This is a genomic window from Pseudomonas hormoni (assembly GCF_018502625.1).
Lineage (GTDB): Bacteria > Pseudomonadota > Gammaproteobacteria > Pseudomonadales > Pseudomonadaceae > Aquipseudomonas > Aquipseudomonas hormoni.
This window is the reverse complement of record NZ_CP075566.1, coordinates 3,255,010-3,273,129: the sequence shown is the minus strand read 5'-3', so window position 1 is coordinate 3,273,129 and position 18,120 is coordinate 3,255,010. Positions and strand designations below refer to the sequence as shown.

General features: G+C 57.8%; 20 protein-coding genes and 1 pseudogene. 8 read left to right on the top strand and 13 right to left on the bottom strand.

All coding sequences use genetic code 11. The features are described 5' to 3' along the window. Positions 1-7: 7 nt before the first annotated feature. Positions 8-1,381, bottom strand: coding sequence for a glutamine synthetase family protein (locus tag KJF94_RS15220; protein ID WP_214377164.1), 1,374 nt, complete (start codon positions 1,379-1,381; stop codon positions 8-10). Between the two features lie 159 nt (positions 1,382-1,540). Then, positions 1,541-2,026, bottom strand: a complete 486-nt coding sequence (locus tag KJF94_RS15215; protein ID WP_214377163.1) for an adenosine-specific kinase — start codon at positions 2,024-2,026, stop codon at positions 1,541-1,543. Positions 2,027-2,211: 185 nt separating this feature from the next. Here KJF94_RS15215 and KJF94_RS15210 point away from each other — a divergent pair, with 185 nt between their 5' ends. Further along, positions 2,212-2,601, top strand: a complete 390-nt coding sequence (locus KJF94_RS15210) for a c-type cytochrome (protein ID WP_214377162.1) — start codon at positions 2,212-2,214, stop codon at positions 2,599-2,601. Between the two features lie 4 nt (positions 2,602-2,605). Here KJF94_RS15210 and KJF94_RS15205 read toward each other — a convergent pair whose 3' ends face one another. From KJF94_RS15205 to KJF94_RS15195, 3 genes are all read right to left on the bottom strand, one after another. Continuing rightward, the gene (locus KJF94_RS15205) at positions 2,606-3,175 is read right to left on the bottom strand and encodes a chorismate mutase (RefSeq protein WP_214377161.1); all 570 of its coding nucleotides are present in this window, start codon (positions 3,173-3,175) and stop codon (positions 2,606-2,608) included. 153 nt (positions 3,176-3,328) lie between these two features. Then, positions 3,329-3,769 (bottom strand): phage infection protein, encoded by a 441-nt coding sequence (locus KJF94_RS15200; RefSeq protein WP_214377160.1) that lies wholly within the window; start codon positions 3,767-3,769, stop codon positions 3,329-3,331. A gap of 191 nt (positions 3,770-3,960) precedes the next feature. Further along, complete coding sequence (locus KJF94_RS15195) at positions 3,961-4,725, bottom strand: alpha/beta fold hydrolase (RefSeq protein WP_214377159.1); 765 nt, start codon at positions 4,723-4,725, stop codon at positions 3,961-3,963. Between the two features lie 217 nt (positions 4,726-4,942). Here KJF94_RS15195 and KJF94_RS15190 point away from each other — a divergent pair, with 217 nt between their 5' ends. Continuing rightward, positions 4,943-6,619, top strand: a complete 1,677-nt coding sequence (locus tag KJF94_RS15190; RefSeq protein WP_214377158.1) for an MFS transporter — start codon at positions 4,943-4,945, stop codon at positions 6,617-6,619. Positions 6,620-6,661: 42 nt separating this feature from the next. On the opposite strand, the gene KJF94_RS15185 is transcribed toward KJF94_RS15190, so the two are convergent. Beyond that, on the bottom strand, positions 6,662-7,198 hold the full coding sequence (locus KJF94_RS15185; protein ID WP_214377157.1) for a cupin: 537 nt from the start codon (positions 7,196-7,198) through the stop codon (positions 6,662-6,664). A gap of 684 nt (positions 7,199-7,882) precedes the next feature. On the opposite strand from KJF94_RS15185, the pseudogene KJF94_RS30255 reads away from it, so the two are divergent. Next, a pseudogene (locus KJF94_RS30255) lies at positions 7,883-8,074 on the top strand (MFS transporter); the annotation flags it as partial. 81 nt (positions 8,075-8,155) lie between these two features. On the opposite strand, the gene KJF94_RS15180 reads toward KJF94_RS30255, so the two are convergent. Further along, the gene (locus KJF94_RS15180) at positions 8,156-8,518 is read right to left on the bottom strand and encodes a hypothetical protein (RefSeq protein ID WP_214377156.1); all 363 of its coding nucleotides are present in this window, start codon (positions 8,516-8,518) and stop codon (positions 8,156-8,158) included. A 359-nt stretch (positions 8,519-8,877) separates the two neighbouring features. On the opposite strand from KJF94_RS15180, the gene KJF94_RS15175 reads away from it, so the two are divergent. Then, on the top strand, positions 8,878-10,287 hold the full coding sequence (locus tag KJF94_RS15175; protein WP_250548168.1) for a phospholipase effector Tle1 domain-containing protein: 1,410 nt from the start codon (positions 8,878-8,880) through the stop codon (positions 10,285-10,287). Further along, complete coding sequence (locus tag KJF94_RS15170; protein ID WP_214377155.1) at positions 10,287-10,943, top strand: DUF2931 family protein; 657 nt, start codon at positions 10,287-10,289, stop codon at positions 10,941-10,943. The genes KJF94_RS15175 and KJF94_RS15170 overlap by 1 nt, the downstream gene beginning before the upstream one ends. 63 nt (positions 10,944-11,006) lie before the next feature. Here the strand turns inward: KJF94_RS15170 and KJF94_RS15165 are convergent, their stop codons facing one another. Beyond that, positions 11,007-11,699, bottom strand: coding sequence for an RES family NAD+ phosphorylase (locus KJF94_RS15165; RefSeq protein WP_214377154.1), 693 nt, complete (start codon positions 11,697-11,699; stop codon positions 11,007-11,009). Beyond that, complete coding sequence (locus KJF94_RS15160) at positions 11,693-12,097, bottom strand: antitoxin Xre-like helix-turn-helix domain-containing protein (protein WP_214377153.1); 405 nt, start codon at positions 12,095-12,097, stop codon at positions 11,693-11,695. Before KJF94_RS15160 ends, KJF94_RS15165 begins: the two co-directional genes overlap by 7 nt. A gap of 130 nt (positions 12,098-12,227) precedes the next feature. On the opposite strand from KJF94_RS15160, the gene KJF94_RS15155 reads away from it, so the two are divergent. After that, a complete protein-coding gene (locus KJF94_RS15155) occupies positions 12,228-12,620 on the top strand; it encodes a GFA family protein (protein WP_214377152.1) in 393 nt (130 codons plus the stop codon). Between the two features lie 73 nt (positions 12,621-12,693). Here the strand turns inward: KJF94_RS15155 and KJF94_RS15150 are convergent, their stop codons facing one another. After that, a complete protein-coding gene (locus KJF94_RS15150) occupies positions 12,694-13,509 on the bottom strand; it encodes a hypothetical protein (protein ID WP_250548167.1) in 816 nt (271 codons plus the stop codon). A gap of 250 nt (positions 13,510-13,759) precedes the next feature. Between KJF94_RS15150 and KJF94_RS15145 the strand changes: the two genes are divergently transcribed. Both KJF94_RS15145 and KJF94_RS15140 read left to right on the top strand, forming a co-directional pair. After that, entirely contained in the window at positions 13,760-14,374 is a 615-nt protein-coding gene (locus KJF94_RS15145) for a dihydrofolate reductase family protein (protein ID WP_214384879.1), read from the top strand. Positions 14,375-14,452: 78 nt separating this feature from the next. After that, positions 14,453-14,932, top strand: a complete 480-nt coding sequence (locus KJF94_RS15140) for a VOC family protein (RefSeq protein ID WP_214377150.1) — start codon at positions 14,453-14,455, stop codon at positions 14,930-14,932. A gap of 87 nt (positions 14,933-15,019) precedes the next feature. On the opposite strand, the gene KJF94_RS15135 is transcribed toward KJF94_RS15140, so the two are convergent. From KJF94_RS15135 to KJF94_RS15125, 3 genes are all read right to left on the bottom strand, one after another. Beyond that, positions 15,020-15,997: a hypothetical protein gene (locus KJF94_RS15135; RefSeq protein WP_214377149.1), complete on the bottom strand. Its 978-nt coding sequence runs from the start codon at positions 15,995-15,997 to the stop codon at positions 15,020-15,022. A gap of 213 nt (positions 15,998-16,210) precedes the next feature. After that, complete coding sequence (locus KJF94_RS15130; protein WP_214377148.1) at positions 16,211-17,077, bottom strand: tetratricopeptide repeat protein; 867 nt, start codon at positions 17,075-17,077, stop codon at positions 16,211-16,213. A 116-nt stretch (positions 17,078-17,193) separates the two neighbouring features. Beyond that, entirely contained in the window at positions 17,194-18,111 is a 918-nt protein-coding gene (locus KJF94_RS15125) for a LysR substrate-binding domain-containing protein (protein WP_214377147.1), read from the bottom strand. Positions 18,112-18,120 lie beyond the last annotated feature (9 nt).

Sequence of the window (18,120 nt, the reverse complement as noted above, 5' to 3'; positions counted from 1 at the left end):
GATGTTCTCAATAGCGCTCGAAGCCGCGCTGCAGTTCCCAGTCGGTGATCCGCCGGTCGTACTCTTTCTGCTCCCACTCGGCGGTGTGCACGTAGTGATCGACCACTTCATCGCCGAACGCCTCGCGCAACATGCTCGACCCCTTGAGTGCGGAGCAGGCGTCGCGCAGGGTTTTCGACACTTCCGGCAGATGCTCGTCGAGGTAGGCATCGCCCTCGAACGGCGCCGCGAGTTCGAGCTTCTCGTCGACACCGGCCAGGCCCGCCGCGATCAGCGCAGCGAAGGCCAGGTAAGGGTTAAGGTCGGCACCGCCGATGCGGCATTCGATGCGGATGGCTTTGCTGCCTTCGGCGCACAAACGAAAGCCGGCGGTGCGATTGTCCCGGCTCCACACCGCCCGCGTCGGCGCGAAGGTGCCGGCCTGGAAGCGCTTGTATGAATTGATGTAGGGCGCGAGAAAACAGGTGATGTCGTTGGCGTACTTGAGCTGCCCGGCGACCCAGGCACGCATCAATTTCGACATGCCGAACTCGGCTTTCGCGTCGAAGAACAGTGGCTTCTTGGCGTTCTTGTCCCACAACGAATTATGGATATGGCTGCTGGAGCCGGCGGCGTCATAGCGCCACTTGGCCATGAACGTGATCGCCTTGCCTTGCAACTGTGCGATCTCTTTGCAGGCGTGTTTGATGATGACGTGGTGGTCGGCCATGGTCATGGCATCGGCGTAACGAATGTTGATTTCTTCCTGGCCCGGCCCCCATTCACCCTTGGAGTTTTCCACGGGAATGCCCGAGGCCTGCAGATGCTTGCGAATCGCCCGCAGCACCGGCTCCTCGCGGGTGGTCTGCAGGATGTTGTAATCCTCGATGTAATGGCCGGCGGTTTTCGGTTGGTGATAGTTGCGCTGGTGGATCGCCTCGTAGCTCTCATCGAACAGATAGAACTCGAGTTCCGAGGCGAACATGCCGGTGTAGCCGCGTTCGCGCAGGCGCTCGACCTGCCTTTTCAGAATCGCCCGAGGGCTGTGCGGCAAGTCTTTTCGATGGTGATGATCAAGCACGTCGCACAGCACCAGCGCCGTGCATTCCAGCCAGGGCACGCGCCGCAGCGTGGACATGTCGGGCTTGAGGACGAAGTCGCCATAGCCCTTGCTCCAACTGGCCGCGGCGTAACCCGGCACTGGCTCCATGTCGATATCGTCGGCCAGCAGGTAATTGCAGCAGTGAGTTTCTTCGTGACCACTGTCGATGAAAAACTCGACCTGGAATCGCTTGCCCACCAGGCGTCCCTGCATGTCGACCATGCAGACCAATACGGTATCGATTTCACCAGCGGCAGCAGCGCGCTTGAGCGCATCAAAACTGAGGAGGGGCTCGGTCATCACGTCAATCCTGCGTGAAAGGGTTGGGCCTGTCTGAGATAGCTGTTGCAGACGCTCTCCAGAACAACCAAAACCCTGCAGAATCGAGCATCGTGAGCAATGAGCTGATCCAAGCTTAGCCTACTGTTGAAAACTGCAAGTCCTTATGAGCCGCTAAATTCACAGCTTGTAGCCAATCTGCCGCAACAGGTTCTTGCGCCACAGGATGTCTTCATCGCCTTCAATATCCGTGGCACAGAAGCCATCCACCACACCGAGAATCGCGCGTCCCTGTGCTGTCTCGGCGAGCACCACTTCGGTGGGGTTGGCGGTTGCGCAAAAGATCCGGCACACCTCAGGAACCGTCTTGACCGTGTTCAATATGTTCAGCGGGTAGAAGCCGTCGCCCAGGAAAATGATGAAGCTGTGCCCGGCGCCGATGGCTTTTGCATTCCTCTGGGCCAGTTCGATCATGGCGGGATCGGTGCCGGACCATCGCACCAGGCATTTGCCCGAGGCTTCGCAAAAGGCCACGCCGAAGCGGATGCCCGGCACCGTGTTGATCAACGCTTCATGAATGTCCTCGACAGATTTGATGAAGTGGGTCTGGCCCAGAATGAAATTCGTGTCTTGCGGCTTGTCGATTTTCTGCGTGATGAGTTGCATCTCGAACACCTCCTCTCGCGACGGTGCTGCCAGGGGCTGGCAACCGTGCAAGTCTCACGATTCATTTTAGGAGACTCGCACGCACGCCGATGTTTGAGTGACCAGTGCCCGTCGGGCGTTCGCAATCGGGTAAGGTAGGCGCGAAAATGCACCGGGTGCGCCGATTGACCCCACGGGAACCGAACATGATGAAAGCTGTAGCCCTCACCTTCGTCCTAACACTGACGGCAGGGGCATTTTGCACACCGGTGGCAGCGGCGGGGGATGTTGAAGCCGGGGCGAAACTGTTCACGCGGATCTGCGGCGGCTGCCATCAAGTGGGCGAGTCGGCGCGGGGCGGTTTCGGCCCACAACTCAATGGCATTTTCGGGCGTCCTTCGGCAAGCGTGGCGGACTACCAATACTCCGACGCGATGAAATCCGCCGGCATTGTCTGGACCCGCGAGACACTGACGGCTTACCTCGAAGCACCGAAGAAAGTGGTGCCCGGTACCCGGATGATTTTCTGGGGACTCAGCGATCCGGAGAAGATCGAGGATGTGCTGGCGTACTTGCAGACGTTTCAGCCGCAGTAGCCCATCAATTCGTCACGCACAAATCCCCGGTGGCGCGGATCAGAGCCTGTCCATGCAGGGCATCCTTGATCAGCGCGGACCGCTCTTTGGCCAGCCATTGGGCGCAGTTCGGGTCTTTGCGATAGGGCGCGAAATCGGCGTAGTACTGCAACAGGCGGTTTTGCAGCTCATCCAGCCGTGGGCGGATTTGCCTGGCAAGGTCGGGCCGTGGCACGTCAGGCGCCTTGCCCGCTGCTTGCCATTGCGCGAGCAGTCCATATTGCACCAGCTTGTTGGCTTCGATCTGTGCGGCGATCAACTCGGCGACCTCGTCCGGGTCGAGTTTGCGGGTAACCGCCTGCTTCCTGGCGTTGGAGATGACTTGCGCTTCCCGGGCGCTGTCCTGGATCGGTTTGCGGCTGTCCCATTTGGTCAGCGCCACCAGATCACCAATATTCAGGCGTTCGTTCATCGTCACCAGCAGCGGTTGCAGACTGGCGGGCGCCGGGGAAGGCGTGCCGGCTTGCGCGCCGCAAGCGAGTAATCCGGAGAGGGCGCAGGTCAGCAGCAGCGGCAGGCGTGGGGAACACAACATGGGCAAACCTCATTGGGTACGGGACTCGCAATCAGGTGCTATGTATCACAGGTGCGACAGAGGCATTAAGGGAGAGCTGATTTTATTTGTGCACGAAAAAGCCCGGCGGGTGAGGCCGGGCTTTTTGTTGAGTACTTCGGTAGGGCTATTCATTCATACGGCGCGGCTTTCGATCAGGCGGTCGGAACCACCTTCGGCAATGCGGCTTTCGATCAGACGGTCGGAACCACCTTCAGCGACGCGGCTTTCGATCAGACGGTCGGAACCACCTTCAGCGACGCGGTTTTCGATCAGACGGTCGGAACCACCTTCAGCAACGCGGTTTTCGATCAGGCGGTCGGAACCACCTTCAGCGACGCGGTTCTCGATCAGACGGTCGGAACCACCTTCAGCGACGCGGTTTTCGATCAGGCGGTCGGAGCCACCTTCGGCGACGCGGTTTTCGATCAGACGATCCGAACCACCCTCAGCCACACGGCTTTCAATCAGACGATCCGAGCCGCCTTCAGCGACAACCGGGTGAGCAGAGGAAGCGGCGAAAGCGTTAACTGCAAAAACCGAGAAAGCGATGCTGAGGAAGAGTTGGCGTTTCATGATGGTGTGCTCCGGGGTGTAGTTGTTTGGTATGGAGCTGATGTTACGCCGCGGATTTTTTATGAGAACTTCATTGAATTGATGGTGACTATCGACGCTGGCAATGGTCCACGGATTCCAATCGCGCCAGCCTGCCGGGGGCACGCTGCAGTCAGGGGTGAACCTCTGAAAGCGGGCATTGGCGCCCGTTTTCAGGCATCGAGAAACGCGTCGATCATCGGCACCAGCCATTCGGTGCGCGCCGTCACCTGCAGGTGATCGGTGCCAGGGAGCACAACAAGCTGCGCGTGCGCCAGGAGCCGGAACATCTCCACGGCATGTTCGGGGCGGATGACGTCGGCGTCGCCGACCACTACCAATGTCGGCGCGGTGATGCGGCGGATATCGTCGTCGGGGATGTCCTTGAAATCGCGCATGCGCCGGGCTGCCTTGTCGTGCATCAGCCGCAGGTTCCCGGGCTGCGGCGCGACCTTGAGATACGCCTCCTGCAAGTGCGGCGGCATGTTCTCCAGCGTGGCGTTGGCCATCGCTTCCCAGAGCCACGGATAGGCGCCGGCGCGATTGACCAGCGCGGACGCCGCCACGATCTTGCGCACGGCGTTCGGATGCCTGATCGCCACCTGCAAGGCGATGGTGCCGCCATTGCTGAAACCGAACAGGTCCGCTTGCTCGATGTGCAGATACGCGAGCAATGCCGCCGTGTCGTCCGCGGATTGCTCGAAGCTGAACGGACGGTCGACGATGTCCGCCGTGTGTCCATAACCCTGTTGCTCAACGGCAATGACCTGACGCTCGGCCGCCAGCACCGGCAGGATCTGGCCGAACGACGTCTCGACGGTATCGCCGCCGCCATGCAGCAGGACGAGGAGCGGTTGAGTGGGGTTCGCAGCGCCGTGAATCTCGAAATAGATCCGCAGGCCGTTGACGGGGGCGTAGCCGGTTTTACGCTGATTCATGGCGGGTTCTCCGCGTATGTTCGGGTTTGCGCATGATGGCGAGTGGATATCTGCGCGAAGGTGATTATGCTTCAGGAAACCTTGCAGCGATGTGAGGCGGTCAGCCTGTTGCCAGGCTTTGTGCATTCCGTAGTCCGATGACTTCAGCCCAAGGCCTGGGTGCGGCAGTGTCAGTGAGGTGCTCCGGCCTACAACAAGAGCAAGACGGAGAAGACTCATGGCCGCAATCGACAACACCACCACGGGCAACGCGCCCCACCACGGGATCACCAGGGAGGAGCGCAAGGTTATCTTCGCCTCGTCCCTGGGCACCGTGTTCGAATGGTACGACTTCTACCTTTACGGCTCCCTCGCCGCGATCATCGCCAAGCACTTTTTCGCCGGCGTCAACGAGACTACCGCCTTCATCTTCGCGCTGCTCGCGTTCGCTGCGGGGTTTGCCGTACGGCCCTTCGGCGCCATCGTGTTCGGTCGCCTGGGTGACATGATCGGGCGCAAGCACACCTTCCTCATCACCATTGTCATTATGGGTATCTCCACTGCCATCGTCGGTTTTCTACCCGGCTACGCGACCATCGGCGTAGCGGCGCCGGTCATCCTGATCACCCTGCGCCTGCTGCAAGGTCTGGCGCTGGGCGGTGAGTACGGCGGCGCGGCGACCTACGTGGCGGAGCATGCGCCGAAGGGCAAACGCGGCTATTTCACCTCGTGGATTCAAACCACCGCGACCCTCGGCCTGTTCCTGTCGCTGCTGGTGATCCTCGCCTGCCGGACAATCCTCGGCACTGAGGCTTTCGAGGCCTGGGGCTGGCGGATACCTTTCCTGCTGTCGATCCTGTTGCTGATCGTCTCGGTGTACATCCGTCTGCAACTCAGTGAGTCGCCGGTGTTCCTGAAGATGAAGGCCGAAGGCAAGGCGTCCAAGGCGCCGCTGACCGAATCTTTCGCCCGCTGGGACAACCTCAAAATCGTGATCATGGCACTGCTCGGCGGCACCGCCGGCCAGGCCGTCGTCTGGTACACCGGGCAGTTCTACGCGCTGTTCTTCCTCCTGCAAATGCTCAAGATCGACCCGCAGACCGCCAACCTGCTGATCGCTGGTTCGCTGCTGATCGGCACGCCGTTTTTCGTCATATTCGGCAGCCTGTCCGACCGCATCGGCCGCAAGGGCATCATCATGGCCGGCTGCATTCTCGCGGCCGTGACTTACTTCCCGATCTTTCACGCGTTGACCAAATACGGTAACCCCGACGTGTTCGCGGCGCAGGCGAAAAATCCGGTGACGGTGGTCGCTGATCCAGACCAGTGCTCGTTCCAGTTCGACCCGGTGGGCAAAGCCAAATTCAACAGCTCCTGCGACCTCGCCAAAACCGTTCTGGCGAAGCGGGCCATTCCCTACACCAACGAAAAAGCCGCGCCAGGCACTGTCGCTCAGGTTCGCATCGGCGGCAAAGTGGTCGAGAGCTTCGAAGGCACCGGCATGCCGGCCGCCGATTTCAAGACCCGCAACGACGCCTTCGCCGCCACCCTCGGCACCGCCCTCAAGGACGCCGGCTACCCCGAGAAGGCTGACCCGGCCAAGACCAACTACCCGATGGTGTTGTTGCTGCTGACCATCCTGGTGATCTACGTGACCATGGTCTACGGCCCGATCGCTGCCTGGTTGGTGGAACTGTTCCCGGCGCGCATCCGCTACACCTCGATGTCACTGCCTTACCACATCGGCAACGGCTGGTTTGGCGGCTTCCTGCCGACGGTGGCATTTGCCATGGTCGCGGCCACGGGGGATATCTACTACGGGCTGTGGTACCCGATCGTCATTGCGGTGATGACGGCCATACTCGGCACGTTCTTTCTGCCGGAAACCAAGGATCGGGAAATCAATCACACCTAGGGTTGGCGTTCGCCCTCTCTCGCGGGGGAGAGGGCAAGGTTGTCATGGCTGACGCTGGCTGCCCCAGTGTTGGCCTACCGCACCTTCCTCACCCTGCACCGGATCGCGCTCGGGAAAGGGCAGCGTGTCGATGCTTGCCTGTTGCCCGGCACTCGGCGCCTCGCGGCAAATATCGGCGTGCTGCCCCGGCGGGTAGGCACCGACTACCAGGAAATCGTCGCTTGAACTCAGGTTGCAGTGGCCGATGCCCGCTGGCAGCAACACCACATCACCCGCACTCACTTCCAGCACATGACCATCCGGACCGCCCAGCATCAAACGCGCATGACCGCTGGCAATGCCAAGCACTTCATGGCCTTCGGTGTGATAGTGGTGAAAGTCGTAGACTCCGTAACGCCATTGCGGTGGCCAGCCATTGGCCTTGAACGTTTTCTCGAACAGCGCCGCTGGATCGCTGCCTTGGACGGCGATTGCCTTGGGGTAAATGAGCACTGGCAGGTGGGGGTTATTGGGGACCCAGGCGTTGGCTTCGAGTAGCAGGGCTTGCGCGGGGGCGGGTGGGGAATGCGAGTGGGTCATTGAAGGAACTCCGGAGCGGGTTACGCTTATTCCAGTGGGACCCGCGACCTGGTTACGAATTCGGTTCGGCAGACGAACAGTAATCTGGAGGTGTGTACTTGTCCGGAGAGGGGATGTGTGGTCACCGCTCCGAATCAAGCGGACGACAGTCGGCGGTTGGTGGATGGGATTGGGGGACATATCCGTTTCTGCGGTTACGGCCGCTAATGGTTCCGCCCTTACGGCGGGTTACTTGGAAAAGCGCCAAGTAACCAAGCGCCAGCGCCCCTGACGTACGGTGGCTCGCTAATGCTCGCCATGCCCTCACTCCGGTCCTGCTCCGTGGGCCCGCCGCCATCGGCCATCCATGGCCGGGGGCGGCTAACCCGGCATCCCTGCCGGGTTGCCCACTGCGCAGAACCTGCGCTCGGCCTTCCGACGGGGCAGATCAAGATCAAAAGCAGGATCAAAAGCCAAAGCAAAAGCCAGATCAACAACTGGAGCGAACTCATACCTGTGGGAGCTAGCCTGCTAGCGATGGACGTCCAGACAGCGCGTTCATTCAGACCGCACGCGTTATCGTTAACGTCCATCGCTAGCAGGCTAGCTCCCACAGGGGAACGCAAACGCTTCAAATGACAGGCCGGCCGGTAGGCCTCCTCGCAGTGCTGTGGCGGTACTCGCCCCCTCAAGAGGCTTCGTTCGGCAGTGGCCGCGGGCCGGGCGGCGACAAGCTTGCTGGGACGTGTCGTGACAGGTCAGTCCACGGTGATTGCCTTCGACACTGCGTTTGTAGCCGTTACCCTGTTTTTTGCAGTCGCCGCGCCCATCCTGGTCGGCATCAAGATCGGGCTGGCGCGACACGCGAAGAGGCGTGCCGCGGCTTCACTTCAATGAAGGACATTCATTTGGTTGACGCAAAAAAGCCCGGCTGATGAGGCCGGGCTTTTTGTCGAGTACCGCGGTAGGACTATTCATTCATACAGCGCGGCTTTCGATCAGGCGGTCGGAACCACCTTCGGCGACGCGGTTTTCGATCAGGCGGTCGGAACCACCTTCGGCGACGCGGTTTTCGATCAGGCGGTCGGAACCACCCTCAGCGACACGGTTTTCGATCAGACGATCGGAGCCACCTTCAGCGACGCGGTTTTCGATCAGACGGTCGGAGCCGCCTTCAGCGACGCGGTTTTCGATCAGACGATCCGAACCACCCTCAGCCACACGACTTTCAATCAGACGATCCGAGCCGCCTTCAGCGACAACCGGGTGAGCAGAAGAAGCGGCGAAAGCGTTAACTGCAAAAACCGAGAAAGCGATGCTGAGGAAGAGTTGGCGATTCATGAGTGTGTGCTCCGGGGTGTAGTTGTTTGGTATGGAGGCGATGTTACGCCGCGGAATTTTTAAGAGAACTTCATTGAATTAATGGTGACCATTGACGAAAGCAATAGATGGATAAAGGTCCATGTTGTCCGAGTGACGGCATCTGGCTATGCGTTGCTTGATTGGATCCACGGTGGCACCCTCAGCGCCCGTTGCACCAAGGAGCAGGTGATCAAGGAATGAGTGGATACGTACCCAACCCCCCGAAAAACTTCTGATACGACGAAGCCAAACCCGTCGACATCTACGCCAAGCGCTGGGCCGAGTATGAGAAATACGGCAAGGCACCGGCGGCTGCGAAAGAGAAAGTCCGAGTCGCGTTGCGCATTGGTGTGTTCTTCGATGGGACGCTGAACAATGCGGGCAACTCGGCGTCAGGATTATTGTGTGGCGCCCATCACCCGATTCGCCCGGAAGACGTCGATGCGAGCTGCAAGCCGTATATGGCGGATCCGGAGGGGAGTTATGGGAATGATGTGAGTAATGTTTTCAGACTGTATGAACTGTACCCAGCCAACAAAGACGTGAAGGGGGAAGGTTCGCCCATACTGGCGTTGCGAAGCCTGTACGTCGACGGAATCGGTACGGAAAGCGGGAACAAAGACAGCTTTGGTAATGCCGCCACCGGACGGGGTGAAACGGGTGTAGCGAGTAAGGTCCAAAACGCATTTTCTCGGTTGAAAGTCCTGATCAAGCAAGTCGTCGATCAAAACCCCGGCAGTGAAATCACTTCACTGACCTTCGATACGTTTGGTTTCAGTCGAGGTGCAGCAGCGGCCAGGCATTTTGCAAATGAGATCGTGCGCTGCCAGCAGGGGCCACTGGGAGAGGTGTTGCGTAGCAATCCCAATGGCTTTAGCGCCAGCTTTACAGGTCAGTACAATAGCGAGATTTCGATGAGCTTTATCGGTTTGTTCGATACCGTTCCTTCTGTCGCGGGATTCACCAATCTGGGGAATATCCAGAGTCCTGTCGCTCCTGGAATCAAGCTTTACCTAGACCGCAAATACTTTACCGATGTCGTTCAAATTACCGCCCGTGATGAGCGTCGTGCCAATTTTGCGTTGAGCACAGTGATTCCTGCGCATCCTGAAATCCCGGTACCAGGGGTACACTCCGATATTGGCGGTGGCTACCGTGAGGAAGTGGAGGAGTGCGTGCTGGTCAGCCCTATGCAGGCACTCACGGTACCCAATGGCACCGATGTCAAAACTACATCCATCTACCGGGATGCGATGCAGCAAAAAGTAAAAATGGTTGCCACTGGTTGGCCTGAGACGATGCTGGAGGTGGTCACTCCAAAGCCAACACTGCCACATGACAAGGAGCAAGGGACGTCAGGACCAAAAAAAATGCGGGTGTATGCAGGAGTGCAACTCAAGCGGATAGTCAGCGGCAAACTATCGTTGGTGTATTTGCGCTTGATGTACAAATTGGCTAAAGAGAAGGGCGTTCAGTTTGAAGTTCTTGATGAGAACGATCCCTCATACAGCTTACCTTCTGAGCTTCAGCCAATTTGCGACAAGATCCTCGCCGGGAATTACAACCTTGATCCCGGCGAAGAGAAATTATTGAAACTCAAATACATTCACACTTCTGCCAATTGGAGTAATCCTATTGGTGCAAACCGCGAGCGCGGCGTGACTGTTCGTTACACCAATGCACCCACTGACGATGGCGTTCGGGTAAGACATCCTCATGTACCTGACTCTAACTGGAGAACGTTTTAATGCGCTCGATCCTAATTTTACTGGGCGCGTTTTTAGTAGCGGGATGTCAGGCAGCCGACCCACTTTCCGGCGAAAACGATCCCAAAGATCAATGGTGGAGCCTCAGCTTCGTTGAGCCCGCCTACATGAAGGTATGGGTGGAAGACTCTGCTGTTGAAGACATTAACGACAAGCTATTTCGTCGCACCGGTGGAGGCACGGCGGGTAGTCACGACTCCGAAGACGGTACCGAAGCAGCTCGTGGCTGGAGTAAATATATCAGCAGCGGTATCCGTGGCGTAGTTGGAGCAGATTTACCGAAACGTATCTTTGTTCGATGGCAATCGGTTGTCGAGTCGAAGACCTATCGTGCGTGGGTCGATATACCCGAAGAAGCACGGCAGATCATGCACGCCTCGGTAAATGAGCGTTGCCCGGCAACGCCCAACGAGCCAGCCAATTACATAACCATGGTTTACCTGGGACTTGCCCCCGGCGGCATCGTACAGGTGTGGGTGACTGATAAATGCTTGAAGTCAGTCAAGGTGGCTCGTGCTCAAGCAGAAATAGAACCCTTGGGGCCACACCTTGGAAAATCAGGCGGCAACTACTACCCGTTGTCCGACGAGTCCAAACGCTACGTCGAGAAATACGGCATCCCCTTCGGCAGTTGGTAAACATCACCGCACAAAAAAACGGGCGCCTATCAAGGCGCCCGTTTTCATTCCTGCATAACGCAATCAAGCCTCACTGATCTGACTGACACTCGTCACCTGCCCATTCCAGATCATCTCGTAATGCGCCGCCTGAATAACCGATAAAACCGGCTTCGGCGTCATCAACGCCCAGCAATGACTGCCGTGCATTCGCACCGAGTGGTAACGAAGCCCGGGACAACCCGCCTCTTTGACCAACTTCCCCAAACGACGGGAATCCGTGTATTCGTCCGGATCATAAACAGGATCGGTCATCGCAATGGACGTCGCATCCTTCATCCCTGCCTCCACAAAAGAGCAGGACAGCCCCCGGAAAACAAACCGCTCATAGTTCAGGCTCGGCACGTTCGACCAATACAGACTCTGGTGATGCTTCACTTCGGCCAGTGCCGTTTCCATGGTGTCCGCCAGGTACAGCACCCCAAAACGGCCGTCGCTGAACCGCGAACCCGCCGGGTTGACGTGGGTGAACGGCGCGGTCGCGTAAGAGCAGCCCGGAATACCGAACGGGATTTCACTGCGGCGAATCAGCTCAAGGCGACCCACTTCATTTTTCAACCTGGGGTTGGTGAGTTCCTGTATCTGATACAGCACCTCGAACTCGTCCGCGTCGGCAACGTCATCAAACAACGCCACCGGTGGGAACTTGGAATTGACCAGTCGATAGGCCTGCAATGGCTCACCGGCAAGTTCTGCCAGTTCGCTCAGCCTCACCATTGCGCACCGCGCAGCACGTCGATGCGGCGGAAGGTTTCATACAGCGAAATCATGTCGCCCTGAGCCATGATCTCTAGCGGCGAGCGACCGTTGAAGAATTCGTTATCGTTGGCCATCGACGGGAAGCCGTAGACGTTCTCTGGGTTATCGAACACCAGGCGCAAGGCGGCGTGGATGTTGAGCACAAAGCTGATGCGCTGCATCTGATCCGCGTCCAGCGCCACGGCCCAGTCGGGATCGCGTTGGCGGGCGCGGGTGTAGGTGCTGCGGGAAATGCGCAGGATACGGCAGGCCTGATCGCTGGACGCCTCCCACTTCTCGAGGATGCCGACAGCGGCACGCAGGCCCGTTACACACTGGCGCTTGCTAAAGGCTTGTTGCTGGAGGGCAACGGCCATGTTCATTACCTCTTTTTGAATCCATAGATCCAAAGTTAGGTAAAAAGCATCTAGAGAGCAAGTTCGTAGCGACCAGTGGGGCTGCTATCGTTATTAACCTTCCGACCGCATAAATGAGAGGAGGCGCAGCATGGACCGATTTACCGGCGGTTGCCTGTGCGGCAACGTTCGAATTGAAGCGTCGGGACGCCCTTACCGGGTCGGCCTGTGCCACTGCCTCGACTGCCGCAAGCATCATGGCGCGCTGTTTCACGCTTCCGCGATATTCCCTCAGGACGCGGTGACGATCACTGGCGAAACACGCGACTACGCCGGGCGTTTTTTCTGTCCGCACTGCGGCTCTTCGGTTTTCGCCCGCACCGACGACGAAATCGAGGTGAACCTGGGGTCCCTGGATGCTCCTGATCAACTGACGCCCACCTACGAAAGCTGGATCACCCGTCGCGAGTCCTGGTTGCCGCCGTTTCCGCTCACGAGACGATACGCGCGCGACCGTGACGGCACGGGGCGTTTTGAGGAGTAGGGCGCACGAAGGGTGCGAAGGCGTCACGCCAATGTCAGGATCGCTTCGCCAGCAAATCTGCGTTCGACCAGTGTCATGACGTCAGTGATTGAAGCTTCTTCAGAATCTCGGCGCTCGAATCAGCGTTCCTGGCTGCGCTGGATTGTTCGCTGTCCGATCCGTCCGTCACGACACCCGCGAGGATTTCAGCCAGGTTGTGAAAGTGTCCGGTCTTTTTCTCGGCGGGGTCCGCGCCACCGCTTTGATTCAATGCCGCTTCCAGCGACAAGTGCTGGGACAGCCACTCAGGGGTGGCTTTTTCTTCAGGGCTCATGTTGTCCATAAAAGCCAGCGCCGCCGTGGCCCGACCGAAAGGGTCATTGATAAACGGGTCTTTCCAGTTTTTTTGCTGGTCCGCCGGGCCGCTGTAATAACCGGTGGCGAGCCGGGCTTGCTGGCGCATCAAGGCTTGCGCCGAGGCTTGTTCTTGCGCGGTGAACTTCCCGCCCTGATTGGTGGCGACGGCGTTCAGTGAGCGTCGGTCCAGATCGCCCATCAACGCATTACGGTCTTCATCGCTGCCGGTGTACGGTTTGCCGCTGGCGATCATCAGCGCGTATTTTTCGTCCATGCGCTTGCGGGCATCAGCGGACACTTCGGCAAAAGTCTTGTCCTTGGAACTGGAGATCGCGCCAGGCTTGGAGACGCCCAGAACGAGTGCATCGGCGTTCATCCCCGAACGCACCGGGAAGAACGGCGCGTTACCCGTGATCGAGGCGCTGTAATCGGTAGAGGTGCTGGACAGGCTCACTGAATCATCGTTCTGCGGCTTTGCCTGATCATCCTGCGTGACGCGTTTTTGCGCATCGGCTGCAGCCTTTGTATCGACGGCAGAGGTGTAGGCAGACATCGCTGCATTCGTTGAAGCTGAAGCAATGATCATTGTTCTTCCTTGAGGAGGGAGGCCAGGTGGCCGCGTTGAGACGCTCAATGTCGGACAAGGTACGCGGAAATTGTGAACCTGGCATTTACATGTACATCGCACTGTCGATTTCGCAGCGTCTCGTTCGACTATGGGTCAGGGAGTGAATCGGATGGTCGCGGTGATCGTCGGCGTTCCCTGCACAAGAATGTTCACGAAGACGAACCGGGAGAAGACCATGCGCACACTCACCGTTGCCGCTTTCATCAGTCTGGATGGCGTGATCCAGGCACCCGGCGGACCCGAAGAGGATCGCAGCGGCGAATTCCGCTTCGGTGGCTGGATCGTGCCCTATGCCGACGAAGCCACCGGCCAGGCCATAACGGATCTGTTCTCGCAGCCGTTCGAGTTGCTGCTGGGGCGTCGTACCTACGACATCTTCGCGGCGTATTGGCCGCGCATCCATAACCACCCGATTGCAGACCCGTTCAACAGCGTGCCCAAGCACGTGGCGACGCATCGAGCCGATACGCTTGCGTGGCACAACAGTCATGCGCTGAAGGGAAACATTGTCGACTTGATTCGCGCACTCAAGCAGCAGGACGGCGCCCGGCTATTGACGCAGGGCAGCGGCGACCTGGTGCGCCAACTGCTGGCAGCCGGATTGGTGGACGAGCTTCGGCTGATGATTTTTCCCGTCGTGCTGGGGCGCGGCAAACGCCTGTTCGACGACAGCGCATTCGCGTCGGCCTTCACGCTGGCACACTCGACCACAACGCCGGGCGGTGTGCTGATCACCCGCTACGTGCGCAGCGGCGAGGTGCGAACAGGAACGTTCGAAGACGCCGAGTAGCGAGCGTCAGTATGGCGCCACTTACCTGACTGAGTGCTTGGCTAGAATGAAATGTCAGCCCACTGTTGGAGAACCAAAATGACCAGCAAAAACACGATTTGTCTCTGGTACGACGGCGACGCACTGGATGCCGCGACGTTCTACGCCAAGACGTTTCCTGATAGCACGGTGGGCACTGTCCTTCGTGCGCCGGGTGACTATCCGGCGGGCAAGCAGGGTGATGTCCTGACCGTCGAATTCACGGTGATGGGCATCCCGTGTCTCGGGCTGAACGGCGGGTCAGGGGTCAAGCACAACGAGGCGTTCTCGTTCCAGGTGGCGACCGACGACCAGGCCGAAACGGACCGCTTGTGGAACGCGATTGTCGGAAACGGTGGCCAGGAAAACGTCTGCGGCTGGTGCCAGGACAAGTGGGGACTGTCGTGGCAGATCACCCCGCGTGTCCTGACGGCAGCGATCAACAATCCCGATCGAGCGGCGGCCAAGCGTGCGTTCGAGGCGATGATGGAGATGGGGAAAATTGATGTCGCGAAGATTGAAGCGGCGCTTGGGCGCTAGCCCGTGGCACTCAGGGTTGGGGGCTTGGACATGTTGGGTGACTCGTGAGTTTTGCCGAGCGCCCCCAACCCTCAATCAACATTGCCCTTATTTCATGCCGATCGTAGCCTGAGCTGGAGCCAGCGTACTTACAGCATTTTTTTGAATCGAATTGGATTTTTCCAGGATGGCGTTAACTTCATCGCTACCCTTGTTTTTGGGTTTGCAGTCGATAAGGTCAAATGTGTAACCGAGTTTTCCATCGAGTATCGCAATGGCCGCTCTGTCATCTGACATGGGCGCTACTTGTACCCCCTTCGTATCCGGGAGACCGCAGTAGGTGGTGGGCAAATGGAATGAGGCGAATGCGATTGCCTGTTTCAGTCGTGGTTCATAAAAATTCTTGCTGGCTATTTTTTCCGATATGGACAGCAAAATGATCACAAAAAAAGTCACGGCCACCAGCGCTGTCACGTCACGCAGATTCGACTCATTTTTTTTATCGTCTTTTTTCTTGCGAGCATCACGGTACAGGCTTCGGAGAAACAGAAAGCCAATCACGGGCAAACTCAAATATCCGAATAACAACGATAAACCCACGAACCAGATGATAAGAGTAAGCAGGAAAGTAAGCAGTAATTGAGCTCCCGGCAGATCCTGCGGTGACAGGCCAGTCAGCTCGGCAATCCCTGCGTCAGAGTAGATTTTCGATACGGTGGCCACGCCAATTGCAAGAGCACCTAAAAGTGCTTTCAATACTCCTTCGTAACTCGTGACAATTGCAGATATTTCCCAGTAATTCCAGAGGTACGCCAGTGCGGTAAGGCACGAAAGCAAGAGTAGCCCCAAGCCCGTCATTGGGCCTGGCTTTATGCCAAACACCGTCAAAAAACCGGCCGCGTACAGCACGATGGTGCAAGCGACGAATGCAGTAAGTGAATACTCAATGGCGGTCCATGCTTTTACCGCTTGAGTTTGCTGGTAATACCAAGTGCGCTTCTCATGTGAGCCGCGAACGTTGGCGATGTAGCCGAATAGTGCAGGCAGAAATCCAAACACTATAAGTAGTGCGAAGGCGGCGAGCATTGATTACCTCTCTATATCCGTATGTTGAGATGTTTTGTTCTTTATAGAAATTGTAGCGAGCACACTTGGATGATTTGGCTACGCAGAAATGTATCGCCATCGCCGCTGGTTTCTTGAATCGGAAGGGCCCTGGGCGTTGGCGTATGCAACCTCCGCGCAATGCCATTGCAGCAGGCAGTTATGGGGTCGTATCAGGCCCTCGGCACGCTGGTTTCACGTATCACGCAGGCTGTAGTTGAAAACCACCTTCCAGCTCTTTTGATCCCCGGGCTGTATCGGCGCATCAAGAAACCTGTAGGTGCTCATGACTTTCAGGACGGCCTGGTCGATGGCTGGATCGCCCGAACTCTCGAGCAGCGAGACCTCGGGGACATCGGAGTCAATAGGGAACTCTAACTGGAGTTTGGCCGGTTTGATCGGTTTGACCAGGGAGCCCGGCTTGATCTCCTTCAACAGGTCTCTTCGCGTAAACCCTATTTTACTGTTGAGCGTGTTCCTTAGGCCTTTAGCCCACATCTCGCTGTACTGTTTTTCTTGCTCTGCATTCAAAGTGAGACCTGTAGCCCGCAGGCGTCGAACGCCTACCCATGCGTCGTCTCCGTAGAGCTCGATCGAGTTCAGGTATAGAGCCAGTGCACCATCAAGATCCTGAGGACCTCCTTTCCCTTCTTCCATGAGCTTGGCCAGCGCAGTTTTGGCGGAGGCGCGCTCGTAGAGCTGCCTGGCCTTTACGTAATCGACGGGTTCGCCGATGCCTTCCTCGGCCATGCGACCCAGGTGGAAATAGGCTTTTTTGTCTACGTCTGCTGCAGCCTGGTAGATTGCCTTGGCCTTCGCAACGTCCTTCGGCATGCCTATACCACGTTCATGCATGTCGCCGAGTATCGTTTTGCACAGGGCGTCGCCGTTTTCGCTTCGATCGCGGATGTATTCGAGGTGCTCCTTCGTTAAAGGACTTTGATCCCGGAAAGCCCAACAGCGGATGGAGGCCCAGTGATCTTCCTGATCATTGCGTGGCCCCGTAAGTTGGCATCCTGTGACCAGGGTAGTGAGCATCAACAAAACAACAGCCTTCTTCATGAACTGCATCCGTACAGTGGTCGGTCACAAGTGATTTAGAGAACCAGTGTATCAAGATGAATGGCGTTGTTTAGAGTTGGCGCCGCTGAACTTGGCGGCGTTGATTGGGAGTCGACTCACCCCTTGGCTCGGTGACGCAAGCGCGAGTATGAAATCAGCATGCTGGTCAGTTCTTGTGTCACTTGGGTGAACGGTGACACTCGACGGCTGATCAAGCACACCTCGCGCGACTCCAACGGCTCGCGAATCGAAATACTGATGAGCGACGAGGAAAACAACTTCATGCCGGGAAGCAGGCTGGGCTCAATGGTCAGGTAATCCGTCTCGGAAATGATGTGCAGGATTTCCAGCAGCGATTCGGTGGTGATCGCGATCTTCGGCGGTGGTAACCCTTGGGCTTTGAACAGCTCGATCAGATGGTGCTCCGAGCTGCCTGCAACCCCGGCCGGCCGAACGCTGATCCACTGGCAATCAGCCAGGTCGCGCACTGAGCGAGCACCCGCCAAGGGATGCCCCTTGCGCGCAATGACGCTGGCTTTCGAGTGGTAAAGCCGTTCAATGTGCAGGTCGATATCGCAAACATCGGGACTCAGGGGACACATCACAAAGTCGAGCCGGCCAGCGCGAATCATCTCGATCAACATCTTCGTCTTTCCACTGGCAACGTGTAACTGCACGTTTGGAAATCGGCGGGTAAAACTGCTGAAGACCGGCATCAAACACGCAGACAGTGGTTCTGCTGAAACTCCCAATGCGATCTGACCGTCGGGCGTGGCATTCCATTGTCGGACGTCCAGTACAGCGCGATCGCAATCCAGGATGATCGAGCGAGCCCGGGTCAGGAAAACCTTACCGGCCAGGGTCAGACTGATGCCTTGATTGGAGCGCACCAACAAGGTGACCCCCAGTTCTCTTTCCAGACTTTGAATCGACTCTGTCAACGTGCTCTGGGCAGAGTCCAGTTCTCGTGCCGCCGAACGAAAGCTGCCCATGTCGACAACTGAGCAGAAGGCTCGCAGCTGGATCAGCTTCATGAATCCGTG

Bases quoted from the DNA above. Each gene is read 5' to 3' on its own strand.
- KJF94_RS15170 (WP_214377155.1), top strand. From the start codon at position 10,287: ATGCGCTCGATCCTAATTTTACTGGGCGCGTTTTTAGTAGCGGGATGT.
- KJF94_RS15200 (WP_214377160.1), bottom strand. From the start codon at position 3,769: ATGAAACGCCAACTCTTCCTCAGCATCGCTTTCTCGGTTTTTGCAGTT.
- KJF94_RS15215 (WP_214377163.1), bottom strand. From the start codon at position 2,026: ATGCAACTCATCACGCAGAAAATCGACAAGCCGCAAGACACGAATTTC.
- KJF94_RS15130 (WP_214377148.1), bottom strand. From the start codon at position 17,077: ATGAAGAAGGCTGTTGTTTTGTTGATGCTCACTACCCTGGTCACAGGA.
- KJF94_RS15125 (WP_214377147.1), bottom strand. From the start codon at position 18,111: ATGAAGCTGATCCAGCTGCGAGCCTTCTGCTCAGTTGTCGACATGGGC.
- KJF94_RS15165 (WP_214377154.1), bottom strand. From the start codon at position 11,699: ATGGTGAGGCTGAGCGAACTGGCAGAACTTGCCGGTGAGCCATTGCAG.
- KJF94_RS15210 (WP_214377162.1), top strand. From the start codon at position 2,212: ATGATGAAAGCTGTAGCCCTCACCTTCGTCCTAACACTGACGGCAGGG.
- KJF94_RS15185 (WP_214377157.1), bottom strand. From the start codon at position 7,198: ATGACCCACTCGCATTCCCCACCCGCCCCCGCGCAAGCCCTGCTACTC.
- KJF94_RS15195 (WP_214377159.1), bottom strand. From the start codon at position 4,725: ATGAATCAGCGTAAAACCGGCTACGCCCCCGTCAACGGCCTGCGGATC.
- KJF94_RS15150 (WP_250548167.1), bottom strand. From the start codon at position 13,509: ATGTCTGCCTACACCTCTGCCGTCGATACAAAGGCTGCAGCCGATGCG.
- KJF94_RS15220 (WP_214377164.1), bottom strand. From the start codon at position 1,381: ATGACCGAGCCCCTCCTCAGTTTTGATGCGCTCAAGCGCGCTGCTGCC.
- KJF94_RS15140 (WP_214377150.1), top strand. From the start codon at position 14,453: ATGACCAGCAAAAACACGATTTGTCTCTGGTACGACGGCGACGCACTG.
- KJF94_RS15205 (WP_214377161.1), bottom strand. From the start codon at position 3,175: ATGTTGTGTTCCCCACGCCTGCCGCTGCTGCTGACCTGCGCCCTCTCC.
- KJF94_RS15145 (WP_214384879.1), top strand. From the start codon at position 13,760: ATGCGCACACTCACCGTTGCCGCTTTCATCAGTCTGGATGGCGTGATC.
- KJF94_RS15180 (WP_214377156.1), bottom strand. From the start codon at position 8,518: ATGAATCGCCAACTCTTCCTCAGCATCGCTTTCTCGGTTTTTGCAGTT.
- KJF94_RS15155 (WP_214377152.1), top strand. From the start codon at position 12,228: ATGGACCGATTTACCGGCGGTTGCCTGTGCGGCAACGTTCGAATTGAA.
- KJF94_RS15160 (WP_214377153.1), bottom strand. From the start codon at position 12,097: ATGGCCGTTGCCCTCCAGCAACAAGCCTTTAGCAAGCGCCAGTGTGTA.
- KJF94_RS15190 (WP_214377158.1), top strand. From the start codon at position 4,943: ATGGCCGCAATCGACAACACCACCACGGGCAACGCGCCCCACCACGGG.
- KJF94_RS15135 (WP_214377149.1), bottom strand. From the start codon at position 15,997: ATGCTCGCCGCCTTCGCACTACTTATAGTGTTTGGATTTCTGCCTGCA.